A 16315-nucleotide genomic window follows, 5' to 3' on the forward strand; every position below is an offset into this window, starting at 1 on the left:
TATATTGATGACCGTATTCTGCATACTTGTGCTCAGCGATGTTGCGATTTCTCCAGTCTTTAAGCGAGTATAAATGTTATGCGCAGATGCGGTATGCATTCTGCGCATTTTTTATGGAGGAAACTATGATAGACGAAAGAGAAAGCGTTACCGCTAAGATATGCGCCTTTGTGAGAGCATGGCATTCAAACACGGCGCGGCAGAAGATATATGACGATTATCTTGCCTACGATATGCTTGGCAAGGAGGAATATGACAGTATTTATGAGCTTATAAGCAGCGGCCTGGACGGTTCACAGCTGTTCTCACGTGAGGACACCGAGCAGATAATAAGCGAGTATTTCGCTCCCATTCCGCTTTCGAGGATACACTTCAATGAGAGCAGGCTTGCGGACTTCGCAAAGAAAAACGGCAGAGTACAGTATGTCATCTGCGGAGCAGGCTCGGATACATTTTCATTCCGCAATGATAATGAGGATATCGAGATATTCGAGATAGATCACCCCGATACTCAGCGCTATAAGCTTGAAAAAATACAGAAGCTTGAATGGAATATTCGTCCTAATGTACATTTCGTTTCAGTTGACTTTGAACGTGAGCGAATGTGCGACAAGCTTCTTGCAGCAGGCTTTGACCCGACTAAAAAGACTTTTTTCAGCATACTCGGAGTTACGTATTATCTTACACTTGATGTATTTACCGATACGCTGAAGCAAATGGCGGAGCTTTCGGCTCTCGGCAGTGCGTTGGTTTTTGACTATCCAATAAAAACAGGGGAGTTCCCGAGGAGAGTTGAAAAGCTCGAAAACATAACAGAAGAACTGGGAGAGGTAATGCGAGGCGGATATGATTACAGTGAAGTATCAAGGGCACTGTACTCTCTTGGCTTCCAGATAGATACGTATATGCCGCCTGAAAAGGTGCAGAAGGAGTATTTCGACGGCAGACAGGACGGGTTGAAGGCATTTGAAAATGTGAGCCTTATCTCTGCTGCCTACACCGCAGGATATGATTACGAATAATCGAATATCTGTAGGGGAGCCCGCCCTCGGGCTCACGTTATTATAACAAATAAACCTCGGGAGGGCGAGGGCGACCTCCCCTACAAGATTAAAAAGGAGAATTATTATGAGCAATTTTAAAAATACAGAAACAGCACTTATACACGGAGGTATCTCCATTGACGAGCGCACAGGCGCAGTAAATATCCCGATATACCAGACCTCTACATACAAGCAGGACGGTCTCGGAAAAATGCGCGGATATGAGTATTCACGCACAGGCAATCCCACCCGTGAGGCTCTCGAAGCTCTTATTGCGGAGCTTGAAGGCGGAGTTGCAGGCTTTGCATTCGGTTCGGGAATGGCTGCGCTTACAGCTACTCTCAGCCTGCTTCACAGCGGTGACAGAGTGCTTATTTCCAGTAACGTTTACGGCGGCACGTTCCGCCTTTTAAGCAAGGTTTTCGACCACTTCGACATCACATACACTATCGCGGATACTACAGACCTTTCAGTTTATGAGAGCCAGATAAGCTCAGATGTAAAGGCTGTTATTATCGAGAGCCCTGCAAATCCGCTTATGACAGTTACCGATATAAAGGCAATTGCAGATGTATCCCATAAGCATGGTCTCCTCGTTATCGTGGACAATACCTTTATGACACCTTATTTGCAGAAGCCACTTTCTCTCGGAGCTGATATAGTCGTTCACAGTGCTACTAAGTACCTCGGCGGTCACAGCGACGTTGTTTCGGGACTTGTTGTTGTAAGCACTAAGGAGCTTGCGGAAAAGATAGCATTTATCCAGAATTCCACAGGCGGAGTTCTCGGACCTTTTGACTCATTCCTGCTTATCCGCGGCATCAAGACTCTTGCAGTACGTATGGACAGACACGTTGAGAATGCGGAAAAGGCTGCAAAATTCCTTGCAGAGCATAAGGCTGTGAAGAATGTTTACTACCCAGGACTTGAAAGCAGTCAGGGCTATGATATCAACCGCAGACAGGCTAAGAACGGCGGTGCCATGATATCCTTTGAGCTCCATGAGAACTACGATATAAACACATTCTTCGAGAGCCTTCAGCTTGTATCCCTTGCCGAGAGCCTCGGCGGTGTGGAGTCTCTCGTATGCCACCCCGCATCAATGACTCATGCTTCGATACCTGCGGACATACGCAAGAAAGTCGGTATCACAGACGGACTTATCCGTCTTTCCATAGGTATCGAAAATATTGAAGATATTTTAGCGGATATCCAGCAGGCTATTGCAAAATCCGAGAGAAAGTGAGATAATATATATGAGATACTATGATTCAATGCAGTCGCTCATTGGTGATACTCCTCTTGTCAGGCTCGGAAATATCGTCAGTTCTGATGGAGTCAATGTCTTTGCAAAGCTTGAACTGTACAACCCTTCGGGAAGCGTAAAGGACAGAACAGGACTTTACATGATTAACGATGCGGAGAAAAAGGGACTTCTTAAAAAGGGCGGCACTATCGTTGAAGCTACCGCAGGCAATACAGGTCTTGGCATAGCTTTTGCGGCTCTGAACCGCGGCTACAGGATAATATTTGTAGTTCCTACGAAATTTTCAGCCGAGAAGCAGTCTCTCCTCCGCGCACTTGGTGCAGAGGTTATAAATACTCCCCGTGAAAAGGGTATGCTGGGAGCAGTTGCAAAGGCAGAGGAGATAAAGGCACAGATACCGGGTTCTATTTCGCTGGAGCAGTTCAAAAACCAGAGCAATCCTCTTGCACACTACGAGACTACAGGTCGTGAGATATTTGAAGCTCTCGACGGAAAGATCGACTACGTTGTGGCAGGTGCAGGAAGCGGCGGTACTTATACCGGTATACTCCGCTATATCAAAGAGCGCGTCCCCTCTGCAAAGGGCGTACTTGCAGACCCTGTGGGCTCAACTATGGGCGGCGGTGAACATTCCGACTATAACATTGAGGGCATAGGAAATGACTTCATTGCAGAGACTATGGATATGTCCCTTGTGGACAGTGTTATCAAAGTAAACGATGAAGAAGCATTTAAAACAGCAAGATCACTTGCTAAAACAGAAGGCGTTATCGCAGGCTCTTCCTCGGGAGCAGCTATGGCGGCAGTCCTGAAGCTCATACAAAGCGGAGCAAAGGGCAATATCGTAACTGTTTTCCCCGATCGCGGCGACCGCTATTTCAGTACAGGCTTATATGATTAGTCTTTAGGGACTGATGATATCCGCCCGTAAAAAGAATGGAGAATTATTATGACTTTACAGCAGCTTAAATACATACTTGCAATATCGGCAACAGGCTCTATGAACAAGGCAGCTGAGCAGCTTTATGTTTCACAGCCCTCACTGACTTCATCGGTGCAGGAGCTTGAAAAGGAGATAGGCATTAAAATCTTCAACCGCAGCGGCAGAGGCGTTACTCTTACCAATGACGGTGCAGAGTTCATACAGTATGCCCGTCAGGTAGTTGGACAGTTCGATATTCTTGCGGAGAAGTATATCAGCAGGGGCAATGTAAAAAAGAAGTTCGGAGTGTCGACACAGCACTATTCCTTTGCTGTAAAAGCATTCGTGGAAATGGTAAAGGAGTTCGATACATCCGAGTACGAGTTTGCTGTCCGCGAGACTAAAACTGCTGAGATAATAAGCGACGTTGCAACTATGAGAAGTGAGATAGGCATTATCTATCTCAATGACTTCAACCGCAAGTCGCTGACAAAGCTGCTTCATTCAAACGGTCTGGAATTTCATACACTGACTAAGTGCAATCCGTTTGTGTACCTCTGGAATGGTCACCCGCTTGCAAATGAGGAGAAAATAACCTTCGAGCAGCTTGCGGACTATCCATGTCTTTCTTTTGAGCAGGGCGATAATAGTACCTTCTATCTTGCCGAGGAGATTCTCAGCACTGCGGAATATCAGCGTACTATCAAGGCAAATGACCGCGCCACAATGCTCAATCTGATGATCGGTCTCAATGGTTATACCCTTTGCTCGGGAATTATCTGCGAGGAGCTCAACGGTTCGGATTATATCGCAGTACCCTTTGAGGACGACTCCGATGAGATAATGGAGATAGGCTATATCACGCTGAAAAACGTGATACTCAGCGAAATGGCGGAAATATATATTGATGAGCTGAAGGCGTATCTGAATATCGGTTAATGGCTATAATTGCAGGCTATAACCATGCATAGATGTATTGTATTGGACAGATGATGAGAACGGGTGTATAATTAATTCATACTAAAATGATAGGAGAACTGCTATGAAAGAGATAATATGGCTTGGACGAGGCGGACAGGGCGCATTTACTGCCGCTAAGCTCCTCGGAGCAGCCTATACCATAGATGATGATGAAAAATATGGTCTTGCTTTTCCTTCATTCGGACCCGAAAGAAGAGGAGCTCCCGTAAGAGCGTTCACAAAGCTCGATACAAAGCCTGTTGTGGACAGAAGTCAGACAGAAAAGGCAGACTATATCGTTATCCTTGATGATACGCTTTACAGTCCTCAGCTTCTTGAGCTTCTGAAGGGTGAGGGAAATGTCATTGTAAATTCAAAAAATGATATCAGCGGAGTACTCACATTTGACGGTGAAAAAATAGCTTCGGAGTTCAGACTTCCTACGGTCAATACGGTCATGTTCGGACTTCTTGTGGGACTTTCGGAGGTCGTGACTGCTGACAATGCTATTGAAGCAATTAAAGGATATATGCCGCAGAAAATACAGGAGCGCAATATAAACGCACTTCTGAGAGCAGTGCAGGAGGTGGCGAAGTGAGACCGTATATCAGAGAGAAAAAGAGCTTCACCTTTGATGAAGTCCCGGAGAATACATCTTTTGAAGCAGGCTATCTCACAACCGTCAACAGCGGCTGGAGAAGTATAAGACCTGTTATAAACAGCGCGAAATGCGTGGGCTGCGAGCAGTGTTATCTTTACTGTCCCGACGGCGTTATATCAATAGATAACGGAAAAGCAGTCATCGACTATGACTTCTGTAAGGGCTGCGGTATATGTGCGAAAATATGCAGGATAGGAGCAATTGAAATGGAGGCGGAGCGCAAATGAGCAAAAAGTTTTTATCAGGCAACGAGGCATTTGCCGAGGGCATACGCCTTGCCTGTCCGCAGGTAATTTCGGCTTATCCTATAACTCCACAGACTATCGTTGTTGAGCGTCTTTCGGAAATGGTTGAGGACGGCAGTCTTAAAGCTGAATATGTACACGTTGAGTCTGAACATTCCGCTCTATCATGTGCAATAGGCGCAAGTGCCGCAGGTGCGCGAGCTTTCACAGCTACGTCATCGCAGGGACTCCTTTATATGGCGGAATGTCTTTATTATGCGGCAGGCGGACGTTTCCCGATAGTTATGATGAACGCTGACCGCTCCACAGCTCTTCCGTGGAATATATACGGAGATCAGCGCGACAGCCTTTCACAGCTGGACAGTGGCTGGATACAGGCTTATGCCGAAAATGCTCAGGAGGCTCTCGACCTTGCGCTTATGAGCTATAAAATAGCTGAGAACAAGGCAGTTTCCACGCCTTTTATGGCTAATCTGGACGGCTTCGTGCTCACTCATACATATGAGACAGTTGATATCCCCGAAAGGGAGCAGGCAGACAGATTTCTGCCGCCATATGAGACAGATAACCGCATAGACCTTGATAACCCGAAGAATATGGCGTTCTCGGCAGGTCCTGATACAAATTATATCTTCAAGTATAAGGAGCATGAGGGCGTTCTTGCGGCTCGTAAGGTAATAGCTGAGACTGAAAAGGAATTTGCTGAGATATTCGGCAGAAAATACAGCGGACTTACCGAGAATTACCGCACAGAAGATGCTGATTATATAATAGTAACTCTCGGAAGTATAGCAGGACTTTGCCGCGAAACTGCGGATAAGCTCCGTGAAAAGGGCGTGAAGGCAGGAGTAGTCCGCATACGCTACATGAGACCTTTCCCGAATGAGGAAATAGCAGAGGCTTTGAGCAATGCAAAGGCTTATGCAGTGCTTGAAAAGGATATAAGCTTCGGCAATGAGGGAACAGTTTTCACAAACGTGAATTCTGCACTGAAAAAGGCAGGAGTCAGCGTGAAAGGCTACAACTTTATCGGCGGTCTCGGCGGAAGGAATATTTCCGCAGCCGATATCGAAAAAATCTATAAAGACATCGAAAATGGTACTGAAAGTGTTAATTTTATCGGAATAGGAGGCGAGGACAATGGCAAATAAGGTCGCAGACAGCATTTCTCGTGAAGAATTTTTCTACGGACACAAAGCCTGTGCAGGCTGCGGCGGAAGTCTTGCAGTAAGAGCTGCACTGAAGGTCCTCGGACCTAATGCAGTATCAGTACTTCCAGCAGGATGTATGTCGGCTGTCGGATTTAACTTCCCACAGCTTTGCTTTTCAAATAATTCTATAATCTCAACATTTGCAGGCACAGCATCAATGCTTACGGGAGTTGAGGCAGGTCTCCGCGCAAGAGGCTATAAAGACTTCACAGCAGTTGGCTTTGCAGGCGACGGAGGTACGGCAGATATCGGTATACAGGCTCTTTCGGGCGCTATTGACCGTAACGACAATATCATTTACATATGCTACGATAACGAAGCCTACATGAATACGGGCATACAGAAAAGCGGCCTTACACCATTTGGTGCAAAGACTACAACTACTCCCGCAGGTGCGAATATACACGGAAATATCCGCCCAAAGAAGAATATGTTCGAGATAGCTGCTGCACATGACATACCTTATGCAGCTACAGCAAGCGTGGGAAATCTTCCTGATTTTATCGCAAAGGTCAAGAAGGCTTCACAGATACAGGGTACAAAGTATATCCACGTTATCGCACCATGTCCTACAGGCTGGGGAGTTGCTCCCGATGAGACAGTGGAGATCGCAAAGGAAGTGGTTGAAAGCGGACTCTGGTATCTTGCAGAGTACGAAAACGGCGAATTCAAGCTTAATTATAAGCCCAAGGAGTTTTCAAGCGTTGAGGCATATCTGAAAAAGCAGGGACGCTTCAAGCATCTTACCGATGAGGATATACAGATCATAACCGCTTCACGCGACAAGAAGTGGGAGTACATAAACAAGAATTTTGCAGTTTGACCAATGTTATAGGAAAAGCTTATAGCTAATCATAGTCCTTTGGTATTGGACAAATGCGGAAATGCGTTGTATAATTAAAACATACCAAACAGATATGAAAAGTCAGAAAAATTTAAATGGAGGATAAATATTATGAGCAGAGATATAAACAACAAATTCTGGAACGAAGAGCTTGAGACTCTTCCTCGTGAGGAACTTCAGAAGAGACAGCTTGAGGACTTAAAGGAGATCGTAAAGTTCGCATACGACCATGCTCCTTACTACAAGCGTTCATTCGATGAGGCAGGCGTTAAGCCAGAGGATATCAAGACATTAAAGGATATCGAGAAGTTCCCGTTCATCAATAAGAAAACTCAGCGTGACACACAGGGCGTTGGTTCATTCCTCGGAGAGCTTGCAGCAGTACCGGAGGAGGACGTAGTATTCATTTCTACTTCATCAGGTTCAACAGGTGTTCCTACAATGAGCCCGTTCACAAAGAAGGACTTTGATGAGTTCCAGGATACAGAGAGCCGCTGGTTCTGGCAGATAGGAATGAGACCAAATGACCGTTACGTTCACGCTCTTAACTTCTCACTCTATGTAGGCGGTCCTGACGTAATCGGTGCGCAGAATCTTGGTGCTTTATGTATCTGGGGCGGTACTCTTCCAAGTGAGAGACTTCTCTTTATCCTTAAAACATATCAGCCGACTATTATCTGGACTTCTCCTTCATATGCTTGGCAGCTCGGTGAAAAGGCTTTAAAGGCAGGCTATGACCCGAAGAAGGACTTCAACATCAAGAAGATCATCGTTGCAGGTGAGCTTGGTGGCTCTATCGACGCTACAAGAAAGGCTATCGAGGACATCTGGGGTGCTGAGGTATTTGACTTCTACGGTCTGTCTGATATATTCGGTGCCTGCGCTGCACAGTGCGAATACCACGACGGACTTCACATTGCTGAGAACCATATCCTTGTTGAAACAGTTGATATCCACACAGGTGAGGTCCTCGAACCCGGTCAGACTGGTGAGCTTGTATTCACAACTCTCCGTAAGCACGCAAGACCTCTTATCAGATTCAAGACAGGCGATATCGGACGTATCGACACTACAAAGTGCAAATGCGGACGTACACACGGTAGAATTAGTATCCTCGGAAGAAAGGACGATATGTTCATCGTTTCAGCTGTTAACGTATTCCCAAGCGATATCGAAGCTGTTATCCGTGAGCAGAGCGACCTGACAGGTGAGTACCTTATCCGTATCTTTGAGAGAGACTTCACAAGCAAATATGCTGTTGAGGTAGAAAAGGCATCAGGCGTTGCCAAGGACGATGCAACAGTTGCAGCAGAAGTAAGTGCAGCACTTAAAGCACGTATAGGCGTTAAGCCTGACAAGGTAATAGTTCACCCGGACGGCGGACTTAATACACGTTCAGAGCATAAGTCAAGACGTGTAATTGACGAGAGAAATATTGACTATAATATTTGATTGTGATATAATTTTTAATATGTTTATGTAATTCGGAATTCGGAATTAGGAATTCGGAATTTAGGAGTTGGCTTTGCCAACGGATTGAAATTTATTCAAATTCGTCCGCCGTAAGGCGGACTCCATTAATTTCCAATTCAACATTCTGAATTCCTAATTTTTGAAATAGGAGGATTTTTATGCCAGAATTATCCAATCGTACAGCGACATTTACCGATTCCGTCATCAGACGTATGACGAGAATTTCCAATAAATACGGCGCTATAAATCTTTCTCAGGGCTTTCCTGATTTTGAGCCCCCAAGAGAGATACTTGACCGCCTTGCACAGGTAACTAATGAGGACTTCCACCAGTATTCCATAACATGGGGAGCTCAGAACTTCCGCGAGGCTCTTGCCGAGAAGCAGTCACGTCTTATGGGACGCAATATCGACCCTAACGGTGAGATAGTCGTTACCTGCGGAAGTACCGAAGCTATGATGGCAGCAATGATGTCCGTCACAAATCCGGGCGACAAAGTCATTGTTTTTTCGCCGTTTTATGAGAATTACGGTGCAGATACAATACTTTCGGGTGCAGAGCCTATTTACGTTCCGCTGATACCGCCCGAGTTCAGTTTTGATGCAAATGTACTTGAAGAAGCCTTCAAGCAGCACCCGAAGGCTCTTATTCTCTGTAATCCTTCCAATCCCTGCGGTAAGGTGTTCACACTTGAGGAATTGCAGATAATTGCTGATCTTGCAAAGAAATACGATACTTTTGTTATAACAGACGAGGTCTATGAGCATATCGTTTATGCTCCGTATAAGCACGTTTATTTTGCAAGCCTTCCCGATATGTGGGAGAGGACTATCTCATGCTCGTCACTGTCCAAGACCTATTCTATCACAGGCTGGAGACTTGGCTACGTTATAGCTCCGCCGCATATCATTGATACCGTGAAAAAGGTGCATGATTTCCTTACAGTAGGTGCGGCTGCACCGTTGCAGGAGGCTGCCGTTACGGGACTTCGTTTCGGTGATGACTATTACAAGTGGTTACAGGACAAGTATACCGAAAAGCGTGATCTTTTCCTGAAAGGACTTGACGAAATCGGGATACAGCATACGATACCGCAGGGAGCTTATTATATACTCCTTGATATTTCCGAATTTGGCTACAAGAGTGACCTTGTATTCTGTGAAAAATTAGCAGAGTATGTGGGGGTTGGTGCAGTTCCCGGATCAAGCTTCTTCAAGGAGCCTGAGAACCGCTACATACGTTTCCACTATGCGAAAAAGAATGAGACTCTTGAAAACGCTCTTGATCGTCTTGGCGATATAAGAAAGAAAATGCCTAAGGAGTGAGAATATGAAAACTATCGCAAGCTTTAAAGTTGACCATGACAAGCTTGAAAAGGGAATGTATATCTCCCGTATCGACGGCGATGCAGTAACCTATGATATACGAATGAAAAAGCCAAATGGCGGCGACTATCTCAATAACGGTGCTCTCCATACATTCGAGCATCTATTTGCTACCTATGCACGTAACAGCGAGTATACCGACAGTGTTATCTATGTGGGACCTATGGGCTGCCGTACAGGATTTTATCTGATACTTCGTGATAATGTGAGCAGCGAAAATGCAATAAAGCTTGTACAGGACAGCTTCCGTTTCGTTGCTGAGTTCAGCGGAAAGATACCTGGCTCGGAGCGTAAGGAGTGCGGAAACTATCTTGAACATGACCTCGACGGCGCAAAGGCAGTTGCAGAGGATATGCTTAAAGTGCTTGATGGTTATACAGCAGAAAAACTGAAATACTGAGCTTTCAAAGCTATAAATGCAAAACAGCCGCAGACCTGAGATCTGAGGCTGTTCTGTTTATATATACTTGAGAGGGTTTCAAGGGAAGCATCATACTCCGAAGAGGAGCTTGTCGTATGTTGGGAATGGGTAGTAGTCCTCAGCTGTAACTGTTTCTGCCTTGTCAGCAGCACTGCGGAGCTTATCCATAGCCGGGAGCATTGTATCACGAACGAATTCGGAAGCAGGTATTATCTTGCTTATGCCCTTGAGCTTTGTAACAGCAGCTTCAAGCTTTGTAGTTGCTGCGTCCATTTCGTCTATAAGCTCTGAAAGCTCTGTAACAAGCTTTGTCTCGTACTTGCAGGCTGCCTTTGATACGCTCTTCTTGACTGCGACAGCAGAAGCAGTATCAGCGGCGAATTTAGCAACAGCAGGGATTATCTCCTTGCGTGCCATGTCTACCATTGTAACAGCTTCGATGTTGACTGTCTTGATGTAGTTTTCAAGCATGATATCGCAGCGTGAGTAGATCTCAGCCTCGGTAAATACGCCGTGAGATGTAAGCATTTCTACGTTCTTCTTGTCGCAGATGTGAGGCATAGCGTCAGCAGTGGTTTTATAGTTGCAAAGACCGCGCTTCTCAGCCTCCTTTATCCATGCGTCATCGTAGCCGTTTCCGTTGAAGATGATGCGCTTGTGCTCCTTGATCGTTTTCTTGATAAGATCGTGGAGTGCCTTGTTGAAGTCCTTAGCCTTTTCAAGCTTGTCTGCAAACTGCTTCAGTTCCTCTGCAACAGCAGCGTTGAGGTGAATGTTAGCGCATGAAATACTGTTGGAAGAACCAAGCATACGGAACTCGAATTTATTACCTGTAAATGCGAATGGGGAAGTTCTGTTACGGTCAGTGGAATCCTTACTGAACTTAGGCAGAACATCAACGCCAAGCTGCATTTTTTCTTTCTTTGTGCCGCCGTATGGCTTATCAGCCTCGATAGCGTCGAGAACAGCTGTAAGCTCGTCGCCGAGGAAGATAGAGATAACAGCAGGTGGAGCTTCGTTAGCACCAAGTCTGTGATCGTTGCCGGCGGTAGCAACTGAAAGTCTGAGAAGATCCTGATAATCGTCAACAGCCTTGATAACAGCTGCAAGGAAGAGCAGGAACTGTGCGTTCTCAGCAGGTGTCTCACCGGGTGAGAGGAGGTTCTCGCCCTGGTCTGTTGAGATAGACCAGTTATTGTGCTTACCGGAGCCGTTTACTCCTGCGAATGGCTTCTCATGGAGGAGGCAAACAAGGTTATGGCGTAAAGCAACCTTCTGCATTACTTCCATTGTAAGCTGGTTGTGGTCAGCTGCAATATTTGTTGTATCGTAGATAGGAGCAAGCTCGTGCTGTGCAGGAGCAACTTCATTATGCTTGGTCTTAGCAAGGATACCAAGCTTCCAGAGCTCCTTGTCGAGGTCAGCCATGTACTCGGCAACTCTTGGCTTGATGGAGCCGAAGTAGTGGTCGTCCATTTCCTGACCCTTTGGAGGCATAGCACCGAAAAGGGTTCTGCCTGTCATTATAAGGTCTTTTCTCTTCTTCCACATATCGCGGTCAACGAGGAAGTATTCCTGCTCTGGACCAACTGATGTCTTGACGCTCTTAACTTTATCATTGCCGAAGAGCTTGAGGATACGCAGAGCCTGTTTATTGAGTGCTTCCATTGAACGCAGGAGAGGTACTTTCTTGTCGAGAGCTTCACCTGTGTATGAGCAGAATGCTGTAGGAATGTAAAGTGTACCGTCCTTGATGAAAGCATATGAAGTAGGATCCCATGCCGTATAGCCTCTTGCTTCAAATGTAGCACGGAGTCCACCCGAAGGGAATGATGAAGCGTCAGGCTCGCCCTTTACAAGCTCCTTGCCTGAGAACTCCATAATAACACGTCCGTCAGGAGCAGGGCTGATGAAGCTGTCGTGCTTCTCGGCTGTAACACCTGTCATTGGCTGGAACCAGTGTGTATAGTGAGTTGCACCTTTTTCGATTGCCCAGTCCTTCATAGCAGCAGCAACTGCATTTGCAACCGATATATCGAGAGGAGTTCCTCTGTCGATAGTTCTTTTCAGTGACTTGTACACCTTTTCTGAAAGTGTAGCCTTCATGATTCTGTCATCGAATACCATTGAGCCAAAGTAATCTGTTATCTTTTCCATAATTAATTCCTCCTTAGTCATTTTCGAGCGATGCTCTTATAAAATCCGCAAAAAGCTTATGCGGTTTATTTGGTCTTGATTTAAATTCGGGGTGGAACTGAACTCCCACGAACCACGGGTGATCGGGCAGTTCAACTATTTCAACGAGCTTTTCGTCAGGTGAAAGACCTGCAATATGAAGTCCGTTTGATGTGAGTACCTTTCGGAATGCATTATTGAATTCGTAGCGGTGGCGGTGGCGTTCGTATATAAGCTCGTCACCGTAGATGCTGCGGCATCTTGAATTCTCCGCAAGCTTGCATGGGTAAAGTCCTAATCTCATTGTGCCGCCTTTTTCGGATATATTTCTCTGCTCGTCCATAATGTCTATGACAGGGTAGGGAGTTTCTCCGAATTCGGCTGAATTTGCACCGCTTAGGTTGCATACATTTCTTGCATATTCGATGACCGACATCTGCATACCGAGGCATATACCGAAGAACGGTACTTTATTTTCACGGGCATAGCGGATAGTTTCTATCATGCCCTCGACTCCTCTGTGACCGAATCCGCCCGGGACTATCAGTCCGCTGCAATCTGCGAATATCTCTGCTGCATTTTCAGCAGTTACCTCCTCGGAGTCTATCCATTTTATCTCTACAGCCGCATCATTTACGATACCGCCGTGGCGGAGAGCCTCTGCGACTGAGAGGTAAGCGTCGTGGAGCTCTACATATTTTCCAACAAGTCCTATAGTTACATTTTTGTGTGCGCTTTCTGCGCGGCGTACCATTTCCGTCCACTCTGTCAGGTCGGGAGCGTTATCTGTAATTCCGAGATGACGGCATACCGAGTGAGCAAGGCCTTCAGTTTCAAGCCACAGCGGAACTTCATACAGTGACGGAGCCGTAAGGTTCTGGATAACGTCCTCTTTGCGGATATTGCAGAAAAGTGCTATCTTTTCAGCCATATCATCGGGGATACGCTTTTCGGTGCGGCATACGATGATATCAGGCTGTATACCTATTGAAAGAAGCTCCTTTGTAGAATGCTGGGTGGGCTTGGATTTAAGTTCCTCAGAGCCTGTGATATAAGGGACAAGGGTAACGTGTATATAGCATACATTCTCACGTCCTTGCTCGGTGCCAACCTGACGGATAGCTTCAAGGAAGGGAGTGGATTCGATGTCGCCTACAGTACCGCCTATCTCGGTTATTACCACATCAGCGTTTGCTTCGTTGGCTGCACTGTAAACTCTGTCCTTTATCTCATTTGTGATGTGAGGTATTACCTGCACAGTACCGCCGAGATAATCGCCGCGGCGTTCCTTTGTGATAACGTTCCAGTATATCTTTCCTGTAGTTACATTTGAGTGTACCGACAGATTTTCATCCACGAAACGCTCATAGTGACCGAGGTCAAGGTCGGTCTCGGCACCGTCATCGGTAACGAATACCTCGCCGTGCTGGAATGGGGACATAGTACCCGGGTCAACATTGATATAGGGATCGAATTTCTGGATAGTTACCTTGTAGCCTCTCTGCTTGAGAAGTCTGCCAAGAGAAGCGGCTGTTATGCCCTTGCCGAGTCCCGATACGACTCCGCCTGTTACAAAAATGAACTTTGACATTTACTTTTATGCTCCTTGAAATACATTTATGATAAAGGCGTTCTGCGAACATTCGGGAGATTTTTGGATTTGTGTGATAATGCACGCAGACGCCCTTGTCAGCTTATGCTTTTTCCCACTCCGCTGAATCGTGAAGTGCATTGTAGCCTTCTTCACCTGTACGGATCTTGATTACATTTTCGATGTCATAAATGAACATCTTACCGTCGCCGTAGTTTCCTGTGTAGAGAGCTGCCTTTGCTGCTGCAATTACCTTTTCTACAGGCACTGCACATACTGCAATTTCAGCCTTTACTTTGGGGAGAAGGTTCATTTCTACAGAAGCTCCACGGTAGTAGTTCTTCTGTCCGTTCTGCATACCGCAGCCAAGTACGTTGGTTACTGTGATGCCCTTTACGTCAATAGCTTCCATAGCCTCGATGAACTGCTGAAGCTTCTGCTGTTTGAATATTACTACGATGTTTGTGAGCTTTGTTGCGCCGTCAGGTGAAGGAACTGAGTAGTTCTCAATTTCAACTGCCTTATCAACAGGAACAGCAGGTGTTCCGGGAGTGCCGACTTTCTTTACGCTCTTAGCGTCGTCCTTTGTGTAGCCCTTCATGCCGATGTCTGAAAGTGCAGGAGCAAAGTCAGCATAAGAGGATACAAGACCGTGTTCTGTAATATCAAGACCGAGGATCTCCTCCTGCTCTGAAGCACGGAGACCGATAGTCTTTTTGATCAAGATGAATACCAATGCCATTGAGATAGCTGTGAAGGTTGCGATAGCAACGAAGCCTGTGAGCTGTCTGCCCAGGAGTCCGAAGCCGCCGCCGTAGAACAGACCTGCAAGCTGGTCGCCGTTCTGGTCTACCAGTGAATAACCGGGAACCTCAGGATTTGCAAAGAGACCAACTGCGATAGTGCCCCAGATACCGTTCATCATATGAACTGCTACTGCACCGACAGGATCGTCGATGTGGAGCTTGTAATCGAGGAACCATACGCCGAAGCATACGAGGAGTCCTGAAACGATACCTACTATAGTTGAACCGAGAGCGTCTGTTACATCACATGGAGCTGTGATACCAACAAGTCCTGCCAGTGAAGCGTTAAGACACATTGAAACATCGGGCTTGCCGTACTTAACCCATGTGAAGATCATACAAGTTACTGTTGCAATTGCAGGAGCGATAGTTGTTGTGAGGAATACTGAACCCAGCTGGTCGATAGATGTGCAAGCTGCGCCGTTGAATCCGTACCAGCCGAACCAGAGAATGAAACATCCGAGAGCACCGATTGTAAGGTTGTGACCGGGGATAGCGTTTACTTTAACTTCGCCGTCCTTAGTCTTGTGGAATTTGCCTATTCTTGGTCCGAGGATAGCTGCACCTACGAGAGCTGCGATACCGCCGACCATGTGGATATGTGCTGAACCGGCGAAATCGTGGAATCCCCACTGGCTGAGCCAGCCGCCGCCCCAGCCCCAGTGAGCTTCGATAGGATAAACGACTGCACTGATGATAGCTGAGTATACGCAATAAGAAAGGAACTTTGTACGTTCAGCCATTGCACCTGAAACGATAGTAGCTGTCGTTGCACAGAATACAAGGTTGAATACGAAGTTTGACCAGTCGAATGAGCCGTAGGAAGTGAATATATCAAATCCGGGAGCACCGATTATACCGACTAAGTCTTCACCGAAGAGAAGACCGAAGCCTATGAGAATGAAAACTACTGTACCGATACAGAAGTCCATTAAATTCTTCATGATGATATTGCCTGCATTCTTTGCACGGGTGAAGCCTGTCTCCACCATTGCGAAGCCTGCCTGCATAAAGAATACGAGAGCAGCACCAATAAGGAACCATACGCCAAAGACTACACCGTTGGTCTCGTCCATGGCTTGTTGTAAAATTGTCTGAGAGTCCATAAGAATACCTCCTAAGATAAGATACAGCATAAATATCAAAAGGGTGTACGATGCACTGAAAACTCAGTTCATCATACACCCCTTTGTGTATGGAATTAGTACTAATAACAAAAAAAGAGAGCTACAGACTTGATGTCCGCAGCTCCCTTGCTGTTTACAATGCCATTATAGCCTATGGATCACCATTTGTCAAGCACTTTTTTGA

Annotated in this window: 14 protein-coding genes; 11 read left to right on the forward strand and 3 right to left on the reverse strand. The window is 46.1% G+C overall.

Annotation, left to right across the window (positions count from 1 at the left end; translation table 11 throughout):
* Nucleotides 1-125: 125 nt before the first annotated feature.
* The 11 genes from BUB28_RS13295 (at nt 126) to BUB28_RS13345 (ending at nt 10411) form a co-directional block, all read left to right on the forward strand.
* Nucleotides 126-1022 carry a class I SAM-dependent methyltransferase gene (locus BUB28_RS13295; RefSeq protein WP_072952034.1) on the forward strand — a complete coding sequence of 299 codons (897 nt, stop codon included), beginning with the start codon at nt 126-128 and terminating at the stop codon, nt 1020-1022.
* Between the two features lie 106 nt (nt 1023-1128).
* The gene (locus tag BUB28_RS13300) at nt 1129-2289 is read left to right on the forward strand and encodes a trans-sulfuration enzyme family protein (RefSeq protein WP_072952035.1); all 1161 of its coding nucleotides are present in this window, start codon (nt 1129-1131) and stop codon (nt 2287-2289) included.
* 10 nt (nt 2290-2299) lie between these two features.
* Nucleotides 2300-3211 (forward strand): PLP-dependent cysteine synthase family protein, encoded by a 912-nt coding sequence (locus BUB28_RS13305; protein ID WP_072952036.1) that lies wholly within the window; start codon nt 2300-2302, stop codon nt 3209-3211.
* Nucleotides 3212-3259: 48 nt separating this feature from the next.
* Entirely contained in the window at nt 3260-4171 is a 912-nt protein-coding gene (locus BUB28_RS13310) for a LysR family transcriptional regulator (protein ID WP_072952037.1), read from the forward strand.
* Between the two features lie 103 nt (nt 4172-4274).
* On the forward strand, nt 4275-4790 hold the full coding sequence (locus tag BUB28_RS13315) for a 2-oxoacid:acceptor oxidoreductase family protein (protein ID WP_072952038.1): 516 nt from the start codon (nt 4275-4277) through the stop codon (nt 4788-4790).
* Complete coding sequence (locus BUB28_RS13320) at nt 4787-5080, forward strand: 4Fe-4S binding protein (protein WP_072952039.1); 294 nt, start codon at nt 4787-4789, stop codon at nt 5078-5080. Before BUB28_RS13315 ends, BUB28_RS13320 begins: the two co-directional genes overlap by 4 nt.
* Nucleotides 5077-6249: a transketolase C-terminal domain-containing protein gene (locus BUB28_RS13325; RefSeq protein WP_072952040.1), complete on the forward strand. Its 1173-nt coding sequence runs from the start codon at nt 5077-5079 to the stop codon at nt 6247-6249. Before BUB28_RS13320 ends, BUB28_RS13325 begins: the two co-directional genes overlap by 4 nt.
* A complete protein-coding gene (locus BUB28_RS13330; protein WP_072952041.1) occupies nt 6239-7132 on the forward strand; it encodes a thiamine pyrophosphate-dependent enzyme in 894 nt (297 codons plus the stop codon). The genes BUB28_RS13325 and BUB28_RS13330 overlap by 11 nt, the downstream gene beginning before the upstream one ends.
* Nucleotides 7133-7264: 132 nt before the next feature.
* A complete protein-coding gene (locus BUB28_RS13335; protein ID WP_072952042.1) occupies nt 7265-8605 on the forward strand; it encodes a phenylacetate--CoA ligase family protein in 1341 nt (446 codons plus the stop codon).
* A 179-nt stretch (nt 8606-8784) separates the two neighbouring features.
* A complete protein-coding gene (locus BUB28_RS13340) occupies nt 8785-9951 on the forward strand; it encodes a pyridoxal phosphate-dependent aminotransferase (RefSeq protein ID WP_072952043.1) in 1167 nt (388 codons plus the stop codon).
* A 4-nt stretch (nt 9952-9955) separates the two neighbouring features.
* Nucleotides 9956-10411, forward strand: a complete 456-nt coding sequence (locus BUB28_RS13345; RefSeq protein ID WP_072952044.1) for an S-ribosylhomocysteine lyase — start codon at nt 9956-9958, stop codon at nt 10409-10411.
* A 90-nt stretch (nt 10412-10501) separates the two neighbouring features.
* On the opposite strand, the gene BUB28_RS13350 is transcribed toward BUB28_RS13345, so the two are convergent.
* From BUB28_RS13350 to BUB28_RS13360, 3 genes are all read right to left on the reverse strand, one after another.
* Nucleotides 10502-12589 carry a glutamine synthetase III family protein gene (locus tag BUB28_RS13350; RefSeq protein WP_072952045.1) on the reverse strand — a complete coding sequence of 696 codons (2088 nt, stop codon included), beginning with the start codon at nt 12587-12589 and terminating at the stop codon, nt 10502-10504.
* 13 nt (nt 12590-12602) lie between these two features.
* Complete coding sequence (locus tag BUB28_RS13355; RefSeq protein WP_072952046.1) at nt 12603-14198, reverse strand: CTP synthase; 1596 nt, start codon at nt 14196-14198, stop codon at nt 12603-12605.
* 103 nt (nt 14199-14301) lie between these two features.
* Nucleotides 14302-16110: an ammonium transporter gene (locus BUB28_RS13360; protein ID WP_072952047.1), complete on the reverse strand. Its 1809-nt coding sequence runs from the start codon at nt 16108-16110 to the stop codon at nt 14302-14304.
* Nucleotides 16111-16315 lie beyond the last annotated feature (205 nt).

The sequence above is a fragment of the Ruminococcus flavefaciens genome (assembly GCF_900143025.1).
Taxonomy (GTDB): domain Bacteria; phylum Bacillota; class Clostridia; order Oscillospirales; family Ruminococcaceae; genus Ruminococcus; species Ruminococcus flavefaciens_I.

What these genes read in the sequence shown, in the direction of transcription:
- BUB28_RS13335 (WP_072952042.1), top strand. Translation starts at nt 7,265, where the DNA reads ATGAGCAGAGATATAAACAACAAATTCTGGAACGAAGAGCTTGAGACT.
- BUB28_RS13355 (WP_072952046.1), bottom strand. Translation starts at nt 14,198, where the DNA reads ATGTCAAAGTTCATTTTTGTAACAGGCGGAGTCGTATCGGGACTCGGC.
- BUB28_RS13310 (WP_072952037.1), top strand. Translation starts at nt 3,260, where the DNA reads ATGACTTTACAGCAGCTTAAATACATACTTGCAATATCGGCAACAGGC.
- BUB28_RS13295 (WP_072952034.1), top strand. Translation starts at nt 126, where the DNA reads ATGATAGACGAAAGAGAAAGCGTTACCGCTAAGATATGCGCCTTTGTG.
- BUB28_RS13350 (WP_072952045.1), bottom strand. Translation starts at nt 12,589, where the DNA reads ATGGAAAAGATAACAGATTACTTTGGCTCAATGGTATTCGATGACAGA.
- BUB28_RS13345 (WP_072952044.1), top strand. Translation starts at nt 9,956, where the DNA reads ATGAAAACTATCGCAAGCTTTAAAGTTGACCATGACAAGCTTGAAAAG.
- BUB28_RS13315 (WP_072952038.1), top strand. Translation starts at nt 4,275, where the DNA reads ATGAAAGAGATAATATGGCTTGGACGAGGCGGACAGGGCGCATTTACT.
- BUB28_RS13330 (WP_072952041.1), top strand. Translation starts at nt 6,239, where the DNA reads ATGGCAAATAAGGTCGCAGACAGCATTTCTCGTGAAGAATTTTTCTAC.
- BUB28_RS13305 (WP_072952036.1), top strand. Translation starts at nt 2,300, where the DNA reads ATGAGATACTATGATTCAATGCAGTCGCTCATTGGTGATACTCCTCTT.
- BUB28_RS13325 (WP_072952040.1), top strand. Translation starts at nt 5,077, where the DNA reads ATGAGCAAAAAGTTTTTATCAGGCAACGAGGCATTTGCCGAGGGCATA.
- BUB28_RS13340 (WP_072952043.1), top strand. Translation starts at nt 8,785, where the DNA reads ATGCCAGAATTATCCAATCGTACAGCGACATTTACCGATTCCGTCATC.
- BUB28_RS13300 (WP_072952035.1), top strand. Translation starts at nt 1,129, where the DNA reads ATGAGCAATTTTAAAAATACAGAAACAGCACTTATACACGGAGGTATC.
- BUB28_RS13360 (WP_072952047.1), bottom strand. Translation starts at nt 16,110, where the DNA reads ATGGACTCTCAGACAATTTTACAACAAGCCATGGACGAGACCAACGGT.